The 21015-nt window shown below is 57.6% G+C and carries 16 protein-coding genes and 2 tRNA genes; 10 read left to right on the top strand and 8 right to left on the bottom strand.

What is annotated here, in order from left to right; genetic code table 11:
- The first annotated feature begins 240 nt into the window (after positions 1 to 240).
- The 7 genes from ACIPR4_RS07270 to ACIPR4_RS07240 all read left to right on the top strand — a co-directional run bounded on the left by ACIPR4_RS07270 (position 241) and on the right by ACIPR4_RS07240 (position 7336).
- The gene (locus ACIPR4_RS07270) at positions 241 to 2628 is read left to right on the top strand and encodes a TonB-dependent receptor plug domain-containing protein (protein ID WP_187290262.1); all 2388 of its coding nucleotides are present in this window, start codon (positions 241 to 243) and stop codon (positions 2626 to 2628) included.
- A 63-nt stretch (positions 2629 to 2691) separates the two neighbouring features.
- A tRNA-Arg gene (locus ACIPR4_RS07265) sits at positions 2692 to 2768 on the top strand.
- A gap of 38 nt (positions 2769 to 2806) precedes the next feature.
- Positions 2807 to 2883: transfer RNA gene (locus ACIPR4_RS07260), tRNA-Arg, on the top strand.
- Between the two features lie 94 nt (positions 2884 to 2977).
- Positions 2978 to 4246, top strand: coding sequence for a Fe-S-containing protein (locus ACIPR4_RS07255; protein ID WP_013568010.1), 1269 nt, complete (start codon positions 2978 to 2980; stop codon positions 4244 to 4246).
- Positions 4247 to 4249: 3 nt separating this feature from the next.
- A complete protein-coding gene (locus ACIPR4_RS07250; protein ID WP_013568009.1) occupies positions 4250 to 5479 on the top strand; it encodes an ABC transporter permease in 1230 nt (409 codons plus the stop codon).
- A gap of 44 nt (positions 5480 to 5523) precedes the next feature.
- Positions 5524 to 6606, top strand: coding sequence for an ABC transporter permease (locus ACIPR4_RS07245; protein ID WP_013568008.1), 1083 nt, complete (start codon positions 5524 to 5526; stop codon positions 6604 to 6606).
- 16 nt (positions 6607 to 6622) lie between these two features.
- Positions 6623 to 7336: an ABC transporter ATP-binding protein gene (locus tag ACIPR4_RS07240; protein WP_041586531.1), complete on the top strand. Its 714-nt coding sequence runs from the start codon at positions 6623 to 6625 to the stop codon at positions 7334 to 7336.
- 18 nt (positions 7337 to 7354) lie between these two features.
- On the opposite strand, the gene ACIPR4_RS07235 is transcribed toward ACIPR4_RS07240, so the two are convergent.
- The 6 genes from ACIPR4_RS07235 to ACIPR4_RS07210 all read right to left on the bottom strand — a co-directional run bounded on the left by ACIPR4_RS07235 (position 7355) and on the right by ACIPR4_RS07210 (position 14371).
- Positions 7355 to 10066: an ABC transporter permease gene (locus ACIPR4_RS07235; protein WP_013568006.1), complete on the bottom strand. Its 2712-nt coding sequence runs from the start codon at positions 10064 to 10066 to the stop codon at positions 7355 to 7357.
- 2 nt (positions 10067 to 10068) lie between these two features.
- A complete protein-coding gene (locus ACIPR4_RS07230; RefSeq protein WP_013568005.1) occupies positions 10069 to 10413 on the bottom strand; it encodes a PadR family transcriptional regulator in 345 nt (114 codons plus the stop codon).
- A gap of 82 nt (positions 10414 to 10495) precedes the next feature.
- The gene (gene msrA, locus ACIPR4_RS07225) at positions 10496 to 11014 is read right to left on the bottom strand and encodes a peptide-methionine (S)-S-oxide reductase MsrA (protein ID WP_013568004.1); all 519 of its coding nucleotides are present in this window, start codon (positions 11012 to 11014) and stop codon (positions 10496 to 10498) included.
- A gap of 4 nt (positions 11015 to 11018) precedes the next feature.
- The gene (msrB, locus tag ACIPR4_RS07220; protein ID WP_013568003.1) at positions 11019 to 11474 is read right to left on the bottom strand and encodes a peptide-methionine (R)-S-oxide reductase MsrB; all 456 of its coding nucleotides are present in this window, start codon (positions 11472 to 11474) and stop codon (positions 11019 to 11021) included.
- Positions 11475 to 11577: 103 nt separating this feature from the next.
- A complete protein-coding gene (locus ACIPR4_RS07215) occupies positions 11578 to 13257 on the bottom strand; it encodes an MFS transporter (RefSeq protein ID WP_013568002.1) in 1680 nt (559 codons plus the stop codon).
- A gap of 55 nt (positions 13258 to 13312) precedes the next feature.
- Positions 13313 to 14371 (bottom strand): amidohydrolase family protein, encoded by a 1059-nt coding sequence (locus ACIPR4_RS07210; RefSeq protein WP_013568001.1) that lies wholly within the window; start codon positions 14369 to 14371, stop codon positions 13313 to 13315.
- 142 nt (positions 14372 to 14513) lie between these two features.
- Between ACIPR4_RS07210 and ACIPR4_RS07205 the strand changes: the two genes are divergently transcribed.
- The 3 genes from ACIPR4_RS07205 (at position 14514) to ACIPR4_RS07195 (ending at position 17984) form a co-directional block, all read left to right on the top strand.
- Positions 14514 to 15794: a D-tagatose-bisphosphate aldolase, class II, non-catalytic subunit gene (locus tag ACIPR4_RS07205; RefSeq protein ID WP_013568000.1), complete on the top strand. Its 1281-nt coding sequence runs from the start codon at positions 14514 to 14516 to the stop codon at positions 15792 to 15794.
- Between the two features lie 191 nt (positions 15795 to 15985).
- Positions 15986 to 17032 (top strand): SIS domain-containing protein, encoded by a 1047-nt coding sequence (locus ACIPR4_RS07200; RefSeq protein WP_013567999.1) that lies wholly within the window; start codon positions 15986 to 15988, stop codon positions 17030 to 17032.
- A 10-nt stretch (positions 17033 to 17042) separates the two neighbouring features.
- The gene (locus ACIPR4_RS07195; protein ID WP_013567998.1) at positions 17043 to 17984 is read left to right on the top strand and encodes a carbohydrate kinase family protein; all 942 of its coding nucleotides are present in this window, start codon (positions 17043 to 17045) and stop codon (positions 17982 to 17984) included.
- A 7-nt stretch (positions 17985 to 17991) separates the two neighbouring features.
- Here ACIPR4_RS07195 and agaR read toward each other — a convergent pair whose 3' ends face one another.
- Positions 17992 to 18795 carry a transcriptional repressor AgaR gene (gene agaR / locus ACIPR4_RS07190; protein ID WP_013567997.1) on the bottom strand — a complete coding sequence of 268 codons (804 nt, stop codon included), beginning with the start codon at positions 18793 to 18795 and terminating at the stop codon, positions 17992 to 17994.
- Between the two features lie 129 nt (positions 18796 to 18924).
- Positions 18925 to 21000: a beta-N-acetylhexosaminidase gene (locus tag ACIPR4_RS07185; RefSeq protein WP_013567996.1), complete on the bottom strand. Its 2076-nt coding sequence runs from the start codon at positions 20998 to 21000 to the stop codon at positions 18925 to 18927.
- Positions 21001 to 21015 lie beyond the last annotated feature (15 nt).

The following is a 21015-nucleotide window of genomic DNA, read 5'->3' as shown; positions in this document are numbered from 1 at the left end:
CTTGCGGCTTCACTATATTTAGCCTAGCCTAAATCAATGTTAGGCAGACCTAAATTCATTCAAAATACGAGCGCTCTATTCTTTTTTCTGCTCAGCCTGGGCTTGAAGCTAGCCAGCGCACAAGCGTCTTTGTGGACGATCGCGGTCGAAGATGGCACTGGTGCAAGTTTACCCGGAGCAGTCGTAATCCTTCACTGCAGTGGCGAGGAGCAAGTAAGAACAACGGATGCCAGCGGCGCCGTGACCTTTTCGGTCTCCCCGGCGAATGGCTGCTTTGTGAAGGTAATCTCCAATGGATTTCGGGAGCGTACTCTTCCGATCTCGGCGGATGCACCGCCAACAGAAATTCGACTGGTGGCGACGGCTGGCGACACAGAGGTTACGGTGTCCTCGGAGAGCGCTTCCTTCGAAACAAGCTCGCCCACAGCGCATGCCCTCCTTAATCAGGAAGAGATCGCGGCACTTCCGAGTTTTAATCGGGCAACTGGTTTTACGGACCTGATCACGCGCACTACACCTGGCGTTGCGGCTGATGCGAACGGGTTTGCGCATCCTCTTGGCGAACATGCCGACACATCGATCTCCCTCGATGGGCAACCGATTACGGACCAGCAGGCCAAGGTCTTTTCGAACCAGATCGACCCGAGCATCATCCGGTCGCTGACTGCGACGACGGGCGCTCCGGGTGTTGAGTTTGGAGACAAGACAAGCCTGGTCATCGAAGTGAGTACACGGTCAGGGATTGGGCAGAGATTAGCGGGCGAGCTTTCGAGTGACTACGGCAGCTTCGGCACTTCGGGGCACGGATTCACACTGGCGGCAGGCAATAAGCGTTGGGGAAGTTTTCTTGCCTTGAACGGCAGCGATTCAGGACGTTTTCTGGATACACCGGAGATTCGGCCATTCCACGATCATGGCAACAGCTCCGGTGGCTTCGACCGGATTGACTGGCGTCCGAACGAAAGAAATGCGGTGCACTTGAACCTTGGGGCAGGACGGTCATGGTTTCAGACGCCGAACAGCTACGACGCGCAGGCTGCGGGACAGGACCAGCGCAGCCAGATCCGGAACGTCAATGCGGCCTTGGGTTGGAGCCACGTCTTTACCCCGGAGTTGATGGGAATGGTCGTAGGGTTCTACCGGCACGACGAGGCGCAGTATTTCCCTACCGCGAATGCCCTGGCCGACGCGACCGCAACGTTGGCACAGAATCGGACGCTGACGAACACTGGCTTTCGCGCCGATGTGATCTACGCAAAGGGTGCGCATACGGTGAAGATTGGTGGCAGTTATTGGCATACGCCGTTGCACGAACGGTTCGATGTGGGGTTAACCGATCCACTCTTCAACGCCGTCTGTCTCAGTACGGATGGCGATCCTGTTCCCGCTCTTTCTGTTCGTTCGATGAGCGAGTGCGCACGGGCCGGGTTCCTTGCGAATCCTGATTTTCTACCGAACCTGCTGCCGTATGACCTTTCACGTGGAGGAACACAGTACCACTTCAATCAAGGGGCAGAGATTGTAGAGGGCGCGGTTTACGGCCAGGACGAGATCAAGTTTGGGCGGCTACTTCTGAACGTCGGTCTGCGTTACGACGTCTACAACGGTCTCAGCCGAGGAAGACAGATCGAACCGCGCCTGGGCGCTGGATGGCGAACTCCGGGAAGCCGCACGCTTCTGCGGGCCTCGTATGCGCGCTTGTATGAGACGCCGTATAACGAAAACCTGATCTTCGCGAGCGAATCCTCTGCGAACACTTCGGGAACGAATCCATTCGCAAGCTTCCGTTCTGAGCCAGTACGGCCCGGGACGCGGAACCAGTTCAACGTGGGCTTTGCGCAGAACTTTGGACGACACCTGAGCGTCGATGCGGACTATTACTGGAAGTTCACGCATACGGCCTTCGACTTCGATACGCTCTTCGGTACGCCGATCACCTTCAGCGTGGCCTGGCGCAAGTCCAAGATCGACGGCCTGGCGCTGCGTTTGAACTTCAATGATTTTCATGGACTGAGTGCATACAGCGTGATGGGGCATGTACGTTCGCGATTCTTTACGCCTGCGGTGGGTGGCTTGATCTTCAACAGCGTGCCTGCCAGTCCGGTGTTTCGCATCGACCATGGAGAAGAGTTCGAGCAGACAACGAATCTTCGCTATCAACTTCCCGCACGCATTCTGAAAGAACATCGTCCGTGGATTGCAGGAACGTGGCGATACAACAGCGGTCTCGCGCTTCCGAATACGGTTCCGGTTTACACCGATGCTCTGCAACTCACGGCAGATGAACAAGCCCAGATGGGGCTTTACTGCGGCAATGATTTGGCGACGCCACAGCATGCCATTCGGCAATGCAGCCCAGATGCGTTTGGGGCAGCGCGTGTGCGGATTCCAGCGTTCGGCATGCAGAATGACGATCGCAATCCGGTGCGTGTTTCGCCACGGACTTTACTGGATTTTTCGGCTGGCGAGGATGAATTGTTCCACGTGGAACGAGCAGCGATAGGCGTTCGCTTCTCTGTGCTCAATGCGACGAACAAAATCGCGCTGTACAACTTCCTTTCACCCTTCAGCGGAACGCACTTTGTACCGCCGAGAAGTTACCAATTGGGATTGCGTGTCACGTTTTGAAGAAGTGCAGAGGTTGCGTGGTCGCTGATGAGTTGTTATTCTCAAAGAGTTGCACAAGGGTGTGCTCCTGTAGCTCAGCTGGATAGAGCAAACGGCTACGAACCGTTAGGTCGGGCGTTCGAATCGCTCCGGGAGCACCATTTCCCCATTTTTCTTTGCAGCTTTCCCAGAAAATTATGCGCCCGTAGCTCAGCTGGATAGAGCAACTGGCTTCGAACCAGTTGGCCGGAGGTTCGAATCCTTCCGGGCGCACCATCTTGCGCCGCCCAATTGACGACCAATCTAGTCCGCAATAGAATCGAGATACTGCGACGACGCAAGATTGCTCGTGAAAGCGTGAATAAACAAGATGTTGCAAGCATTTATCGTCACGCTGCGCGAGGGTGTTGAAGCGGCGCTGATTATTGGGATTGTCTTCGCCTACCTGAACAAAATTGGTCGTAACGAGCTGAAAAAGACCGTCTTCTGGGGACTTGGATCGGCGGTTCTGGCTTCGATTCTGACGGCGGTCGTTATCGCCAAACTGGAAGTGAACACAGACATCTTCGAAGGCTGGGTCATGTTGCTGGCGGCGTTCTTCGTCGTGAGCATGATCTGGGTGATGCACAAGGCAGCGAAAGGTCTGAAAGGCGAGATCGAGGGGAAGATCTCTCGACTGGCTGCGAGTCCTTCGGCAAAGCTGGGACTTTTCTTCTTCGTCTTTCTGATGGTGCTGCGCGAAGGCGTGGAGACGGTGCTGATCCTGGCAGCCGTTTCGCTAAATTCCTCCGAGTTGATGAGTTTTATGGGAACGCTGCTCGGCCTGGCCGTGAGCGTGGTCTTCGGCGTGATGTTCGCGCGCGGAAGTCTGCGCGTAAACCTGGGACGGTTTTTCAAAGTGACGACGGTCATTCTTTACTTCGTCGCGTTTCAGTTGATCGTCTCCGGTCTGCACGAGTTGAGTGAGAACGGCGTTCTCCCCTCGAATAAGGCGGAGATGCGGTTGATCGGGCCGATTGTCCGCAACGATCTCTTCTTCTTCATCACCATGCTGGCGCTGGCCGGCATCATGATGCTGATGGAATACAAGCGGCGCAACGGCGTAGCGATTGACGCCACAGCGACTGCTGCCGACCGACGCAAAGCGGAGTGGACAGCACGGCGCGAGCGGATGTGGATGACCGCGGTCTGCGCCGCGAGCTTCCTCTTTATCTTTATTACGACTGCGGAGTTTATCTACGCGAAGAGCACCACTTCTCTCTCCCCGGCAAAGGCCGTTGTACTGACGGGAAGCCAGGTGGCTGTGCCTCTTGCTGAGGTGAACGACGATCAGCTGCATCGCTACTCGGTGGTGGTGGATACGGACTCCGGTGCGAAGACGGTACGGTTCCTGCTGTATCGCAAGCCGGACGGAAATGTGGTCTCCGTCGCCGATGCCTGCCAGATCTGCGGTCCGGTAGGTTTCTACATCGGGCCGCAGGGGATTACGTGCAAGATGTGCGCCTCTCCCCTGGTGCCTCAGTCGATGGGTCAGGCAGGCGGGTGCAATCCCGTGCCATTGAAGAGTTCGCAGGCGGGCGGAGAAGTAATGATCGCGGGCAGCGATCTGAAGACCCTCGCTGCTCGGTTCGGGGCTTAGCGAATGTTTGTTCGCCTTCTGTGGGAGAGTTTTCGGCGGCAGAAGCGGCGCAAGGCGCTGGCGGGCGTGGCGATCCTGATGGGCGTGACCGTGGTGACTTCGATGCTGGCGCTGGCGACCTCCATCGGCGACCGCATCCACAAAGAGCTTGAGAGCTACGGCGCGAATATCGTGGTGACGCCGCTGGCCGAGACCCTGCAGGTCAATATCGGCGGAGTCAGCGTAAAGCCCACCACAGGCGGGGTCGGCCTGCGCGAGGCCGATCTGGCGAAGCTGAAGACGATCTTCTGGGCGAACAATATTAATGGAGTTTCCCCGGAGCTTCCGGTTTCTCTGCATGCCGGAGACGCGACGGTGCCTGCGGTGGGAATGTGGTTTGCCTCCAGGAATGGCAAGGCCGCTGCGGCGGCGATGCATCCGTGGTGGAAGCTGAATGGCGCGTGGCCTGCCAAGGACGATGAGGTGGTCGTGGGCTCTTCGCTCGCAACCAGGTTAGGTGTGAAGACCGGCTCCACGATTGGCGCAATGCGCGTCGTTGGCCTGGTGACGACCGGCGATGAGACAGATGGCGAAGTGTTGATGCCGCTTTCTGCGGCACAGGCGCTCGCTGGAACACCCGGTGCCGTTGGTCGCGTTCTGGTGGGCGCGCGGACGCGGCCTGAGGATGCTTTCGCACGGGAGAATCCGGACACGCTTTCGCCCAAGAAAAAAGAGCTCTGGTACTGCAGGCCGTATGCGAATTCCATTGCCTACCAGATCGCAGAGGCGCTTCCGGGGGCGCGTGCGGAGCAGATTCGCAAGGTGGAGCAGAGCCAGGGGCAGGTGCTGCGACGGATCTCGGGACTGATGTGGCTGATCGGCCTGGGCGCATTGATTGCTGCAGGGTTTGCAGTATCGGCCGCCATGGCTACTGCGGTGTTGGAACGGCGCGGCGAGATTGGGTTGATGCGCTCGCTCGGCGCCAGCCAGGGACGGATTGCAGCCTTGTTTTATACGGAAAGCGCGTTGCTGGCGACGATGGGCGGATGCGTTGGGTTTCTGTTGGGATCGCTGCTGGCGGGATGGATGGGGCGACGCATCTTTGAGGACACGGCTGGTGGCTTGCTTGTGAATCTTGCACTCTTGCCCGCTGTCGTTGGAGTGGCGGTGCTGGTGGCGTTTGCGGGAAGCACGCCTTCGATCCGGTCGGCGCTGCGGATGGATCCTTCGGCGACGCTGCGGGCGGATGCCTGATGAGGAGTTCCGTTTCTTCTCGACACTCGATGCAGGCGATCTCCATGCGAGGACTATTGCTGCGCTCGCTGAAGCATAAGCCCGGAAGAATTGCAGCGGCGGCGTTGGGGCTGACGGTTTCTGCGGCGATTGCCACAGCGATGCTGACGCTTTCCCTCGATATTACGGAAAAGCTGCACCATGAGTTCCGCAGCTTTGGCGCAAACGTTGTGGTGACGACTGCGGACAAGGCTGCGTTTCCAGAGGATGCTCTCACCAAGGTCCAGAGTGCTGCCGGAAGCGATGCTGTGGCCGCGCCGTTTGCCTATGCCGTGATGAAGACGGATCGTGGCACGGACGTTGTCGTGGCAGGAACGGACTTTGGCGCGGTAAAGAAGCTGGACTCGTGGTGGCAGTTGGCCGCGTGGCCTGCGGCGGCGAACGATTCCCTTCTGGGCGAAAAGGCCGCACAGTTTATCGACAATAAGAACGATGTGAAGCTGAGTTATGACGGGCGCTCGCTGTTGCTGCATGGCGTCGGGCAGTTGAAGACGGGCGGCGAGGAAGAGAGCCGCATCTATATCTCGCTGGAGACGTTTGAAAGTTTCGCGCATGTTACGCCGAGCGTGATTGAAGTGCGCGTCGGTGGGGACGCGGCTGCGGTCGAGGCTGCTGCGGAGCGGATGCGGACGAGTCTGCCGGGAATGACCGTCACACCGGTTAGGCAACTTGTAGATTCGGAGAGCCGGATCGTGAGCCGCATGCGTACGCTGCTGTTGGCCTCCGTGGTATTGATCGCTCTGACGGTGGGCGTGGCGGTACTCGCTACGATGTCGGCTTCGGTGCTGGAACGACGTCGCGACTTTGCACTGATGCAAGCGCTGGGAAGTCGACGGAACCAGATCCTGGCGTTGTTCGTTGCAGAGGCGATGGCAATCGCCGTTGTGGGCGTGGTTGCCGGATATTTCTTAGGCTCGCTGGCGGCCTGGGGCATTGGTGAGCTGAACTTTCATACTGCGACGTTGCCGCGCGCAGGTGTGCTTCCCGTGGTGTTTGTGATGAATCTGCTGATTGCGTTTGTGGCCGCGATGCTTCCCGCGCGAGCGTTGCGCGCTCTCCAACCCGCTGCCCTGCTGCGGGGTGAGTGAGAGAATGGAAGCAGACATGAAAGAAAACGCACAGAGTTCCGCCGGAGTCATCTCGCTGACGAAGGTGAGTCGCGAGTATCGCGGACAGGCCGGTGTAGTGCGGGCTTTGGATGATGCGACCTTCTCGATTGCGGCTGGAGAATGGGTCGCGATTACGGGCCCCTCGGGCTCCGGCAAATCAACACTGGTCAATCTGCTGGGGTGTCTCGACCGGCCGACCAGCGGGACGCTCCTTATCGATGGCGAAGATGTGAAGACGATGGCGCCTTCTGCTCTCGATCGCTTTCGCGCAGACAAGATCGGGTTCGTCTTTCAGCAGTTCCACCTGATTCCCTACCTCTCGGCGCTGGAAAATGTGATGCTGGCGCAGTATTTCCACTCCATCACGAACCGCGACGAAGCGCTGGAGTCTCTGGCGAAGGTTGGGCTGGCGGATCGTGCGGAGCATCTGCCGAGTGAGCTCTCCGGTGGAGAGCAGCAGAGGGTTTGTATCGCGCGGGCGCTGATCAATGAGCCACCGATTCTTCTAGCGGATGAACCTACTGGGAACCTCGACGCAGCGAACCAGGAGATTGTGGCGGAGTTGCTGCGTGGTTTACATCGCGCGGGGCACACGATTGTGATGGTGACGCACGACCCTGCCATGGCAGGCCTAGCGCAGAGGAAGATCGCTCTGAGCCATGGCAAGGTTTTCTGCAGTCCCTCTACTCCCTTGATCACGCTGCGGTAGACCTTTCGTGATCGACGTTTACTCCGACCGCAAGGCACTCAGGGGATCTACGTTCGCAGCGCGTCCTGCGGGTACCGCGCTTGCCAGCAGGGCTACGAGAGCAACCCCCACAATCGCCATAAGGTAGCTCGCCGGATCCAGGGACTTCATTCCGTAGAGTGAGCTTTCCAGACCTTTACCGGCGGCCATTGCGAGCGGCACACCCAGGACCACACCTGCCGCGCACAAGAGCAGACTTCCGCGCAGCACCATCCACACTACCTGCGAACGTTGCGCTCCAAGGGCCATGCGCACGCCAATCTCCGCGCTACGGCGGCTGACGCGATACGCGAGCGTTCCGTAGAGACCGGTTGCGATGAGCACAACGGCCAGGACACCGAAGCAGCCTGCGAGACGGGCAAAGAGAGCCTGTTGCGAGATCGATTGCTCAAAGACCGCGCTCTGGGTCGTAGGTTCGAGTAAGGGCATGTCGGGATCGATCTGAGTGATCACCTTGCGCACTGCAGGCAACATCGCCATGGGGTTTCCAGGAACACGCATCTCGATATTGAGCTGGTTGACAGCGCCACCCTGCGTGAAGACGGTCCAAAGCATGGGCCTCGTCTCCTCGGTAATGCCGGTGTACTTGTGGTCCTTCACGACGCCGATGATGAGGGTCGGGTCGGTGCCCTTTGGATCGCTAAGGACATGGCCGACGGCGTTCAGGTTGCCCAGATACTTCTTCGCAAAGGTTTCATTCACGATGACAGTCTTTGGAGCGGCCGGGGAGTCCGCATCGGAGAAATCCCGCCCCTGAATCACCTGTACACCCATGGTGCGAAAGTAGTCCGCACCGACTACGTTTCCCCGATAATTTGCCTGTCCCGGTTCGATCCCATTCGGTTTGTGTCCGTCCACAAGGAGGCCACCGTTGTTGTTGGACCATCCCGAGCCGGGCCGATTGGATGCCATGGAGACGCTCTCCACGCCGGGAATCGTGCGGAGTCTCTGCTGAAGATTGACGAAGAAGGCGATGCTCTCCTCTTTGGTATCGGCATGTTGGGGATGTATGCCAAAGACGAGCAGGCCCTGTGGCTTTTGCCCCAGAGGTGTATTCAGCAGATTTCGCAGAGTGCCAAGGAGCAGTCCCGCGCCGACCAGAAGGACGACGCACATGGCGATCTGCGTGACGATGACCGCATTGCCAACGCGCATCTTCTGCGAACTCGACTGTGAAACCGTGGCGGAGCTGCGGACGACCATATCCGAGCCGCCGGACATCGCAGCCCGCAACGGGGCGAGTCCGAAGACAAGGGCCAGCAGGAAGAGCACGCTCAGGGTGAACCACAGGACCGTTCCATCCGGCTGGAGATTCGATTCAATGTGCGCCCACGATCCGAGGGCGTGCGTCGCACCGAGAGCGAACGCCCATGCGGCGATGCCGCCGAGGGTGACGAGCAGAACGCTTTCGGTGAGAAGCTGCAGAAACATCTCCCGCCGACCTGCGCCGAGAGCGAGGCGCACGCTGAACTCCCGTTGTCGGTTTGCATTACGTGCCATCAGAAGCATGATGACATTGCTCATGGCGATCAGCAGAACGAGACCGACCATCGCCATCAGGATCTTCAATGAGCGAGCGAAGGAGTCGTCCTGGCTGTCGAACTGCTTCGCTTCCGTGAAGGAGAGCTGGTACGTTTCGTCTCCTGCGCGCTTCGGTCGCACGCCGATATACGCTGCCTGCTCAAAGACTGCCTGCGCCCGCGCCACGACCTGCTCACGGCTCCCTCCCGATGCGGCGCGCACCATTAGCTTCATACACCAGAAGTTTTGCTTCGTCAGGTACATGCCGTTTTCTGCCGGGTTGCCCCAGGCATTGAACTCCGGCCTGCTCTGGAGAGGTATCCAGAACTCCAGTGGCCGACTTCCTTCGGTGCCTTCGAATCCCTTCGCGGCAACGCCCACGATGGTGAACGGAATGGACTTGATATAAAGCGGTTTTCCGAGCACGTCGCGGCTACGCGCATAGTGCGTCGTCCAGAAGCTCTCGCTGATAACGACGACGGGAGTGTGGTCGTCCTCGTCCTTCTCGACAAAGCCGCGGCCCAACTCAGTACCGACACCAAGCCCACTGAAATAGTTGCCGCTCACCATGTCGCCCGCAGCCTCCTCCGGTACTGTGCCAACGCGTACAGCCGCTTTCCCGCTCGAGGACATGGGAATGAAAGCCATCACCTGCTGCAACCCGCTCCGCTCTCGCAAAGCCCGATACACGGGATAGGAAAAGGAGGTGCTCCCTTCACCGGTCTGTGAGGCACCGTCTGGCCACCCCGTTGTATGTACATAGAAAACACGCGAAGCGTCCTGCACGGGCAGCATCTTGATGAGCACCGCATGCATCACGCTGAAGACGGCTGTGTTGGCACCCACGCCCAACGCAAGTGTCAGCACACAGACGATGGTGAACACAGGCGTCTTTGCCAGTTGCCGTACGCCATACCGTAAATCTCGCGAAGTATTTGCAAAGAACATCGTTGTCCTCGCTTCTCTCTGCCGCTGTTTCAGCAAAGTCGTATTTCCAAACTGTCGTCGTGCCGCTTGTGCGGCTTCCCTGGAGCTCATGCCCGCTTGTTCATACTTTTCTGCGAGCATCTCCAGATGGGTGCGCAGCTCTTCGTCCAGAGAGCTCTCGGCGCGGCGTTGGCCGAAAAGCGCCGACCATCGAGCCATGAACGTCCGCGCGCGGTCGGACATAGCTAGCCCTTTACCTCAAGAGCCAGCACACGGCCAATCACTGCTGCGATGCGCTCCCAGTTTTCCGTCTCTACAGTGAGCTGTTTCAGGCCGCGCTTGGTAATGCTGTAAAAACGGGCGCGGCGGTTATTTTCTGAAATACCCCATTCGCTTGTGATCCAGCTCTTTTGCTGCAAGCGCAGGAGTGAGGTGTAAACCGTACCCTCGTTTAGCGTCAGTACGTCTTCGCTCAACTGCTCAATACGCCGCGCAATGCCAAATCCGTGCAGTGGGCCTAACGACTGCAGCGTTTTGAGGATCATGAGATCCAGAGTTCCCTGTAAAACCTCGGATTTGTCCGTTGCCATGCCAGCTCCTATGGATACTGCAAAGAAGCTACCATGCGCTCCTTTGCAATGTCCATAGAAGATGATGCGTTGGCGGAATTACTTATAAAGGCTGGACAGTGCGCTTCGGAAGAACCCAGCCCGGCCGGATGAAGTGGCAGGTGTATCCGTGGGGGATACGTTCCAGGTAATCCTGGTGCTCCGGTTCGGCCTCCCAGAATGCGCCTGCGGGGACGACTTCGGTCACGACCTTGCCCGGCCACAAGTCCGAGGCGTTGACATCGGCGACGGTTTCTTCCGCAACTGCCTTCTGTTCGTCGGTCGTGTAAAAGATCGCGGAACGGTAGCTTGAGCCGACGTCATTTCCCTGCCGATCCACTGTCGTTGGATCGTGGATCTGGAAGAAGAACTCCAGAATCCGACGAAAGGTAATCTGCTGCGGGTCGAAGACGATCTCAATGGCTTCGGCGTGGCCTTCGTGGTGGCGATAGGTTGCATTTACAACGTCTCCACCGGTGTAGCCGACCCGCGTGGAAATCACGCCTGGAAGACGGCGCAACAGGTCCTGCATGCCCCAGAAACAGCCACCGGCAAGCACTGCACGTTCGTTCGATGTTGCCATGTCGTTACTCCTGTACCTTCTTCTCAAACAGTTTGAGATAGTCGCCGTAGCCTTCGCTTTCCAGCTCATCAAGAGGGATGAATCGCAGCGAAGCCGAGTTGATGCAGTAGCGCAGACCGCCCGCCTCTTTAGGGCCGTCGTCGAAGACGTGGCCAAGGTGGCTGTCGCCATGGAGGGAGCGGACTTCCGTCCGGCTCATGCCATGGCTACTGTCGACGAGCTCGTCTACGTTTTCCGGCTCGACGGGTTTCGTGAAGCTCGGCCAGCCGCAGCTGCTGTCAAACTTGTCCAGTGATGAGAACAGCGGCTCGCCCGAGACGATGTCCACGTACAGGCCGGGCTCGTCATGGTCCCAGTACGCATTCTGAAAAGGACGCTCGGTCCCGTTCTTCTGTGTGACCTGAAACTCCTCGGGGGAGAGGCGAGAGATCGCCTCTTCGCTCTTTGTGTAATTCGGCATCGGCATACCTCATCCGTAAAATCTTCAACACGAGTTTACAACTCGCGCTCTTGAAGATTAGACCGGACTTTGGCCGAAGCGATTCATCAAGATGGGAGCGCCTCTAAGCGCTCCGTCCCGCTGCCTTTTGGAAGTGCAGCTCGATCTCTTCGAGCGTTTTGCCCTTCGTTTCGGGAAGGAAGAACGCCGCGATGATGAAATACAGGACCGTGCAGAGCGCCCAGAAGGCGAACATCGCGAAGTAGCCATAACGGCCGATTACGGGCAGAAAGACACCTGCGATCAGTGTAGATGCGCCCTGGTTGAGTAGAAGAGCGATTCCCATGCCTGCGGAACGGATGCGTGTCGGCATCAGCTCTGAGAGCGTGAGCCAGACTACGACACCGGGCCCTACTGAGTAGAACGCGATAAAGAACGCAACGCAGGTCGTGATCCACCAACCCATTTTTTCCGTAGGGAGCACACCAAACGAAGCGCGTTCGATGGTGAGTTGGGTACCCGGCTTTTCTGGCGCGATCTTCAGGACAGGATCCGGGTCGGTAGTGAGTGCCGTGGCGATGTGGTCACCGTCTCCGTAGGTATAGAGCACTGTAAGCGAAGCGGCTTTTCCGTCGGTAGAGGGCATGGCAGACATGGGCAGCGTGAGGTGGTCGCCCGTTCTGGCGGCTTCTACCTGCTGCATGACGTCCGTCCGGTTGGATTCAAATCCGTGGAATAGGAGCGCTGCGACGGTAAGCGAGAGCACGATGCCGCCGGTACCGAGGGTGAGCAGGAACTTGCGACCACGACGGTCGATCAGGGCGATGGCCACGATCGTCATCAGGCAGTTGAGAACTTTGACCGCAAGATCGCCTTCCGTGGCGTGCTGCGCGGTCATACCTGCCTGCTTCAAAATAACCACGAGGTAAGCGAGGACGGAGTTGATTCCCGTGGCCTGGTTGAGTCCCAGGATCAGGCAGGCAAGAACGAACGGTATGACGTACTTTCTCTGCAAGAGCGTGCCGACGGCACCTACTGCTGCATCCGCTGCTTTATTCTCGGCGCTCAACTCTTCCATCTCGCGCATCTGGCGCAGCGCGGCGTCTTCAAAGTTGGCACGTCGTAACGAGGTCATCGCCTCTTCGCGACGGCCCTTGCGAAAGAGCCAGCGCGGCGTTTCACTCAGGAAGAACGTGCCCAAAAAGAAGGCGATGCCCGGATAGATCACGGACAAAAACATGCCTCGCCACGCATGGTCCTGCGCGGCATGGATGAGGACGGCGTTGCCGTTGGCCGCGGCGATGGCTGCTTCCGCGGTGCGCGTGTAGTAGAGGCCGGTGACCGCCGCGACGACGATGCCGACCGTCAGCATGAACTGGAAGATGGCCGAGCCCTTGCCTCTTTCATCCGCGCTCAAACACTCCGCGAGATAAAGAGGAACCACCACGGCGATCACACCGCCGCTGATGCCCTGCAGAAGACGCCCCATCAGAAGAGGCACAAAGCCCTGCGAGATGACGATGATGCCCACGCTCGCGACGAAGAGCAGGCCGCTGACGATCATCATCTTCTTCCGCCCTACCCAGTCCGCCAGAAACCCTGCGATCAGTGAAGAGACCATGCTTCCGCCGAGGACCGCCGCTACGATGGTCGAGGTCTGCCCGACGGAGAGGTTCACCGTCTTTCCCAGATAAAGAAGCGCCGCCGCGATAATGCCCACATCGATGCCGTACAGAAGTCCGCCCAGGCCAGCCACTGCGATAAGGTACCGGTTGTACAAAACAGGATTCAATTTACGTGGCAATCTAGGAGGCCTCGGGCTTGGATTCTACTTAGAGCAGTGCGGGACAACAGCAACATTAACGCAGGTGCGGCATAAGCTTGAGAGCATTCTCTCGATAGATCTTACGCAGGACATCGTCCGGCAGGAAGATCCCGTAGATATTCCATCTTCCCTGCCGTGAGGCGTGCGATGGGTACTCGAAGTACTCATCCGCAGTTTCGAGAAAACGAAAGTAGAGTCGATACATCTCAGTATCTGGCAGAAGGTCGGTTCCAAAGAGGATCCGATCACAATATTTCAGGAAAAAGGCGCGGGCGCTATAGGGCTGCCGCCCCAGTTCGGGCGTTCGCGCGCTGATATCGATCTGCAGATTCGGGAGGCGATCGAGTTGCTGCGCAAGATATTCGAGATCTTCCCCGCTTTCTGCACAGTGCGCGCCTACGAATGTCGTTGCAGGATGGCGTTCGATGACCCGGTTCCGCTGCTCCAACAGGTCTCGTTTTGAAACGGGTGAAGTAGAGAATCCCCAATCGGGATGCGCCGCCAGCTCCTCGTATCGCTCGTTGTACGCATCGATCGGTTCAAAGAAGGCGCTCGGGTCGGCGGTATGGAACATAACGGGAAGAGCGAGATCTCCGCAGGCCTCAAAGATCGGGGCGAACCGATCGTCGTCAATCCGAATGAGTTTGTTCTCCGAATCACGCAGGGTCAGGCCGAAGTCTTTCCAGAACTTGATACCGCAAGCGCCGTGATCGATCATGCGATGCAGGCGGTCGACGGTGACCTTCACAAAGTCCGAGCCTTCGACTCCGCTCCAATCCATCCAACCGATGCTGGAGAAGCGGTCCGGCGCAGCGGCATGAAAACGGTCCATGATGTCGAGCGCCTTCTGGCCCACCTGCATGGTGATATTGACCACGTGCTCCACACCGGTCTGATCCATAATGGACAGCACTTCTTTGGGATCGGTGGAGTCGAGATGATTGTGATAATCGATGACAGGAAACTTGCCACGCTCAATCGCGTGTACGGTCGTCCGCAGAGAAGACCGGGGATGGAAATCGCTGAGTCTCAGGTCTACTTCAGCCGTTGCGCTGACCATATCTACAAATTTGTCTTTGTCCGTCATATCCATGATGCCACCTCCCAGGTCATGCTATAAGCACTGTGTATCGTTTGGTTTCGTTTTCTTTGTTTAGGCGATAATTGTAGCGCATGCTGGAAGAGGAGTTCGGCCCTTCTGTTTATTCGACGGAAGCGGAGAAAGAGGATATCCAATGTTCAATCTACTGGAGAGCTTGCTCGCAAATCGAAAGACACCAAACAGCGCACGAGGCATTTACTCCGTGTGTTCCGCGCATCCCTGGGTCATCCGCGCTGCCATTCAACAGGCTCTCTCGGACGAAAGTCCACTGTTGATCGAAGCGACTTCGAATCAGGTCAATCAGCACGGGGGATACACAGGACTGCGTCCTGCGGACTTCCGGCGGATGGTCGTTGCGATTGCGGAAGAGGAGGGTCTCTCCACGGACCGAATCATCTTTGGGGGAGATCACCTCGGACCCAACGCCTGGCAGAAGCTTCCGGCAGAGGAGGCCATGGCGTTAGCCAAAGAGATGATGGCCGAGTATGCGGCCGCAGGCTTTAAGAAGCTGCATCTCGACGCGAGCATGGCGTGCGCAGGAGAAACGGTGCCTCTCTCCGACGAAGTGGTCGCGGAACGCGCCGCCCAACTTTGCCTGGCAGCAGAGGCCGCTCTCACCGGGGAAAGGCCCGTCTACATTATCGGGACCGAAGTGCCCATCCCGGGCGGTGCGACGGAGGCTCTTACAGAACTTGAAGTAACGACCCGGGCCGCTGCCGAAAACACGCTACGGATTCACCACGAGATCTTCAACCGTCAGGGCCTGGGTGTCGTCTGGCCTCGTGTGGTGGGCCTGGTGGTACAGCCCGGAGTCGAATTCAATCACGACAGTGTTGTGGACTACATACCCGCTAAAGCAGAAGAGTTGAAGTCGCTGCTAGACTCTGCCGACGGCCTCGTCTTTGAGGCGCACTCCACGGATTATCAAAAGCCCGCAGCCTATCGTGATCTCGTGCTCGATGGATTTGCCATTCTGAAGGTCGGGCCAGCGCTGACGTTTGCCATGCGCGAGGCGATTTTCGCTCTGGCAGCGATCGAAGACGAACTCATCGCGCCCAAGAGGCGCTCCTCGCTACGCTCTGTCGTGGAGGAAGCCATGGTCTCCGATCCGAAGGACTGGGTGAGCCATTACCACGGGAGCCCGGAAGAGCAACGGCTCCTTCGCAGGTACAGCTATAGCGACCGCATACGTTATTACTGGGGACATCCGAGCGTGCAGAAGGCGACCGATCTGCTCATCTCCAATCTGAATTCCCTCTCCATACCGGAGACACTCTTGAGTGCGCAGATGCCCGAACACTACAAAGTCGTCCGCGCGAGAATGCTTTCGAAAAGACCAGTGGATCTGATCCTCTACAGCATCCGAGAAGCGCTTAAGCCGTATGCCGCCGCTTGTTTTCCCGCTTCCGAATAAAACCAGCTCCGCCCGGAAAAGAAGGGCGTTTTGGCATCGTTCAAGTAATGCTTTGTCCGATAAGAAGTTATTTTTTACATCTTTACATTTCGTTATAGATGCTATGATAGATCATAGATGCGCTGCAGAGGTGTCCGTTGCTGGACAAGCAGCCGCTCCCTCTGCGATGAGGCTCAAAGAATCAGGTGAACATGCGACAGGATGTAAAAACGGTTTTAGAGATTTATGGACAGCCTAAGGTCTGGCAAGACTGCCTGGACATGCTGGAAAACTTCGACCTGACCTCACTGGTGCAGGGCAAAGATCCACGCCAGACGGAATGGGTTTTCGTAGGTTGCGGTACCAGTTATTATCTTGCGCAGGCGGCAGCTGCCAGCTTCACCACATTGCTCAGCGTGAAGACCCGGGCCGTACCAGCCTCTGAAATCCTGCTCTTCCCCTCTCTCGTATTTCCTGACGACACTTCCAATTATTTTCCCGTCCTGATCTCGCGCTCCGGTCACACCTCTGAAGTGCTGCACGTGGCTGAGTATCTTCAGGGCCGCTCCATGGAGTTTTTGGCCGTTACGTGCGATGGACGCGAACTGGAACGTCTCAGCCCTCGGACGTTGAAGCTACCCGTCATCGAGGAAAGCACGGTGATGACCTCCTCTTTTACCTCGATGCTGATGGCTCTTCAGTATCTGGCTGCCTCTATCGCAGGCGACGACGCGTTCCTCTTCGCTCTGCGTACCTTGCCGGAGCATACCGAACGCCTGCTGAAAATTTATGGACCGCGGATTGAGCAGTTCGCCAAACAGGACTTTGAGGATTTTGCTTTTCTCGGCCAAGGACCTCTTTACGCAATCGCTTCCGAAACCGCTTTGAAGGTCATGGAGTCTTCTTCGAGCTATGCGCAATACTTCCACACGTTGGAGTTTCGCCACGGGCCGAAATCCGTCGTGGACGGTAAAGCGATGGTGGGCGGCCTTATCTCCGAATCCGGCTACGAGAGCGAGATTTCGGTGCTGGTAGAGATGAAGGAACTAGGCGGAACAATCTTCGCCGTGGCGAACTCTGCTTCGGAGACGCTCCGTGAAACAGCAGATCTTCTCATCGAACTTAGTCTGCCGGTACCAGAGCTCGCGCGGATCATCGTCTACGTCTTGTGGGGACAGCTGCTCGGCAGCTATCGTGGTTTGGAGAAGGGTCTGGATCCGGACAACCCGAAAAATCTCAACCGCGTTGTCACGATCTGAAGGTTTGAGCATGTTCGATGTAACGATTGCCGGAGAGATTAATCTCGACTTGATTCTTTACGGGCTTGCCGAGCAGATGCCTGTGGACCGAGAGTTGCTCGCGAATGATTTTCGGCTGACCCTTGGAAGCTCATCAGCAATCCTTGCGCATAATCTGTCTGTTCTGGGTGCCAAAGTAGGATTTGTAACGCGTGTTGGAAGCGATCCGCTGGGAGAGATCGCGCTCGAGCGGTTACGTGTGGCGGGCGTGGATGTGTCCCGTACGACCTTCGCTTCAGGCTCGCAGACAGGGGTCACACTCCTGCTGCATCATGGTGCGACGCGGCATATTCTTACCTATCTTGGAACGATGGCAGAGATGACGGTGAGCGATGTCGATGTCGATTTTGTAGCAGACAGTCGCCACTTTCATGTCTCTTCTCTCTTCCTACAGAAGGGACTGCAGGCCGGTCTGCCTGCACTGTGCCGAGAGCTCTCGGGGAAAGGCTTGACTATCTCGCTCGATACGAACGACGACCCGGAGGACAGATGGGGCGCACCTCTGGACGAAATGTTGGACTGCGTGGATGTACTCCTGCCCAACGAAGATGAGGCCAAGCGCATGGCCCAGACCGAGGATCTGGACGAGGCCATCGCGCGTCTGGCGAAGCGCGTGAGTATCGTGGCGGTGAAGTGCGGCGGGCGCGGTTCGATTGTGCAGGCCGGCGAACAACGCTGGTCCGTTCCGCCGCCTCAAGTGGTGCCAGTCGATACCATTGGAGCCGGGGATAGTTACAACGCGGGCTTTCTCAAAGGATATCTCGCGAAGAAACCTCTCGCGGAGTGCGCTGCGATGGGCAATTTTGCGGCTGCATTTTCGACGCTCCGTCCAGGCGGCACCGAATCCTACCGCGATGCAGAGCTCATGCAAAGCTTCTTCGCCGCGCATACCGAAACGGCTCTCCTCGACTAAACGAAGGTCAGACCAGAATGACTTCGATGCCGCCATTGCGCAGCGTCTGCGCATCTTCCGCGGAGAGACGCGAATCCGTAATCACGGTATGAATCGCTGACGGCGGAACAATCAACGCAAAGCTACGGTGAGTGAATTTTGTGGAGTCGCACACTGCGACAATCTTTCGGGCCGCCTTCACCATGGCCCGATTCACGCGCGATTCCAGCACGTTCGGCGTGGTGACACCGATGCGTGGGTCGAAGCCATCCACCCCGAGAAACAGGATGTCGGCGTTGATCTCTCGGAGTACATCTTCGGCCTGGGGACCGACGAGGGAAAACGAGTTCTTGCGTAACATGCCGCCAGTCAGGATCACATCAAAGTTCGTGCCAGTAAGTTCTGCGGCAATGTTGACGGCGTTAGTCACCACTGTCAGTTTGGAGAATCCTCTAAGCGCGCGCGCGATGGCCGTGGTGGTAGTGCCGGAATCCAGAAGAACACACTGGCCTTCTTCCACGAGCTTCACCGCTGCGGATGCGATCCTCTGTTTTTCCTGGAGTTGATGCTGCTCTTTCTCCTGCAGCGACGGATCGAGAAGAGATCCCACCTGCGGCGCCAGTGCTCCACCATGGGTGCGCTGCACCAGGCCCCTGGCTTCCAGATGATCCAGATCCTTGCGGATCGTGATGCGAGAGATATTCAACTCTTCCGCTATCTCTGAGACCAGTACACGTCCTTCCCGTTGGATCGTGGCGAGAACGTGTTGGCGCCTTTCCTCAATGAGCATGGGATTGGCGGCGCTTGGCACCTTTGCATCGGCTTTCTTCATAAGGTTGTCTCCATCATATGCTCTGACGTTGAGGGCAACGCAGAGTTAGCTAAGTCCCTGTATACGAATCCGTATTAGCTGCTGGCGAAGACCAGCCACAACTTCAGGATGACCGGCCGCAACGATACCTTACGGCCTGGAGGTCGCGTTCAAAAGGACACTGAGCGAATCGAGGACCACATAGTCCACAAGTTCCTTATGCTCTGCCGCTCTGCTCAAAAGCCCTGTCTGTGCGGCTGTCCATTCCGCTGAAGGCATGGTGTGCGATTCGAGATAGCCGATGGACTGAATTCCCAGAGAGGCAAGGGCTGGCAGCTCTTCGCGACGTACTCTGACTTCAGCGATCAGAGGGTGGTTTGCGGCCAGAGTATTCAAGTCCGACGATACTTCCAGCCAGCGGAAGAAAGTATCCATCAACTCCTCGCGGTGCATCTCGCGCATCCTGGGATCGGTAGCCTGAAGATAGGCGTGGATCTGCGCGTCGAGGAGACGCCGTGATGGCGGGTCCGAAGTCGTAAAATCCACCAGACGTCCTATGGGAGTGAGCGGCGAGGTGTGCTGCTCCTTTCCCCGCTCGTGAAAATCCACGGGCTGTAGCAACGAGGTAAAGAACGCAAGTTTCGCCGCACCCGCATCACTTCCCGCGAGTTGTCTCAGGCCGCGTTGCGGCGTCGAGAGATGTGTGATGCCCAGTGCATCCAGACGCAGAGACGTAACCTCCAAACGCCGGTACATATCTTCGGTATCGCGTATCGTCATCGGAGACCAGAGACGCTCTGCCACAGCGGCAGCGCGCGGCCAGATTCGTGAGTCCGCAGTCAGCGTGGCAATCTGTTCGCCCCACATACAGGCTTCGCCACCCAGGACCAGCTTCGCTTCTGCAGCAGAGAGCGGACTGCCCTCAGGTAGCGGGTCAGCTGCATACATCTCTGCGGCGGAATACATGTGATCCAGGTAGTAGGGTTTCGAGAAGATTCCGCGGTGCCCTTGGCGTGCACCGTTGATCAGGAACTCGGACCCGTGCCAGTTCTGAATGACGACGTCCTGCGCGAGCTCTGGTTGAAGAATCTCATCCCACCCGACCATCTGCTTGCCATGCTTCTTCAACAGTACCTGGACACGGAGATTGAAGTACGCCTGCAGCGCTTTGCTGTCTTTCAGATTGTGCTGCTGCATGAATCGGACGATCGCTGGATTGGCACTCCAATCCTTGCCGTTGCTCTCGTCTCCACCGATGTGCATGTACTCGTCCGGGAAGAGCACAGCCATCTCTCCAAAGAATGTGTCGAGAAATTTATAGGTGGAATCGCGCGTGGGGTCCATAACCGCATTGAAGATATGGTTTACATGTTCGACGTGATATGGCCCAGGCTGAGCGGCGAGTTCGGGATAGCCGACGAACCACGAGGTGGAATGTCCTGGCATATCAAATTCCGGCACAATCCGGATTCCACGCGCGGAGGCGTACTGGATGATCTGTCGTACTTGTTCCTGCGTGTAGTACTGGCCCTCGGAACCTAGTTCGTGCAGCTTGGGAAAGCGCTTGCTCTCGATGCGAAAGCCCTGGTCTTCGGTGAGGTGCCAGTGGAGTACGTTCAGCTTCACAGCAGCCATGCCATCGAGCGTGCGAAGAATCTCCTCTACGGAAAGAAAACGCCGCCCTGGGTCGAGCATCAAGCCACGCCATGGGAAGCGGGGCGTGTCCGCGATGTGCACAGCAGGAAAGAAGAAGTCGGTCCCTTGGGTCTGCACGAGCTGTAGAAGGGTCTCCAGTCCATGCATCGCTCCGAAGACCGTCTTTGCGTGGAGGCTGACCTTGCCGCTCTGTACGTCGAGCGAATAGCTCTCATCCATCTGCAGAACAGGATGTGTGGCCGTGACGTCTTCGACCGCGATGTCGAGGGTCGCCGTGTCAGTGGGTTGCAGGTTCTTGTCGATCAGGACCTGCGTCATACTTTCAAGACGATCCAGTGCGCGGCGGGTGGCCTGCTGCAGGAGAGGATTGCTAGAGCCATGCAGGGTCGTCTTCATCTCCGGCGATATCTTTGCGGGGCCAGTAGAGAGGCGCAGCTGTGAAGGTTGCGGCATCAGTGTATTCACAAACCGCACGTCTTCCGCGTGAGCATGAACCTCTGCCGTTATGAAAAGACCAGCACCCAGGAGTACCGCAAGCAATCGTTTGAAGATGATGTGTCCCTTATGCAAGTTATTTTCCTCCGT

The organism is Terriglobus saanensis SP1PR4 (assembly GCF_000179915.2).
Classification (GTDB): Bacteria; Acidobacteriota; Terriglobia; order Terriglobales; family Acidobacteriaceae; genus Terriglobus; species Terriglobus saanensis.
This window is presented reverse-complemented; position numbering and strand designations above follow the sequence as displayed.

What these genes read in the sequence shown, in the direction of transcription:
- ACIPR4_RS07210 (WP_013568001.1), bottom strand. Translation starts at nt 14,371, where the DNA reads ATGGATATGACGGACAAAGACAAATTTGTAGATATGGTCAGCGCAACG.
- ACIPR4_RS07200 (WP_013567999.1), top strand. Translation starts at nt 15,986, where the DNA reads ATGCGACAGGATGTAAAAACGGTTTTAGAGATTTATGGACAGCCTAAG.
- ACIPR4_RS07245 (WP_013568008.1), top strand. Translation starts at nt 5,524, where the DNA reads ATGCGAGGACTATTGCTGCGCTCGCTGAAGCATAAGCCCGGAAGAATT.
- msrB (WP_013568003.1), bottom strand. Translation starts at nt 11,474, where the DNA reads ATGCCGAATTACACAAAGAGCGAAGAGGCGATCTCTCGCCTCTCCCCC.
- agaR (WP_013567997.1), bottom strand. Translation starts at nt 18,795, where the DNA reads ATGAAGAAAGCCGATGCAAAGGTGCCAAGCGCCGCCAATCCCATGCTC.
- ACIPR4_RS07235 (WP_013568006.1), bottom strand. Translation starts at nt 10,066, where the DNA reads ATGTCCGACCGCGCGCGGACGTTCATGGCTCGATGGTCGGCGCTTTTC.
- ACIPR4_RS07205 (WP_013568000.1), top strand. Translation starts at nt 14,514, where the DNA reads ATGTTCAATCTACTGGAGAGCTTGCTCGCAAATCGAAAGACACCAAAC.
- ACIPR4_RS07250 (WP_013568009.1), top strand. Translation starts at nt 4,250, where the DNA reads ATGTTTGTTCGCCTTCTGTGGGAGAGTTTTCGGCGGCAGAAGCGGCGC.
- ACIPR4_RS07195 (WP_013567998.1), top strand. Translation starts at nt 17,043, where the DNA reads ATGTTCGATGTAACGATTGCCGGAGAGATTAATCTCGACTTGATTCTT.
- ACIPR4_RS07240 (WP_041586531.1), top strand. Translation starts at nt 6,623, where the DNA reads ATGAAAGAAAACGCACAGAGTTCCGCCGGAGTCATCTCGCTGACGAAG.
- ACIPR4_RS07230 (WP_013568005.1), bottom strand. Translation starts at nt 10,413, where the DNA reads ATGGCAACGGACAAATCCGAGGTTTTACAGGGAACTCTGGATCTCATG.
- ACIPR4_RS07255 (WP_013568010.1), top strand. Translation starts at nt 2,978, where the DNA reads ATGTTGCAAGCATTTATCGTCACGCTGCGCGAGGGTGTTGAAGCGGCG.
- msrA (WP_013568004.1), bottom strand. Translation starts at nt 11,014, where the DNA reads ATGGCAACATCGAACGAACGTGCAGTGCTTGCCGGTGGCTGTTTCTGG.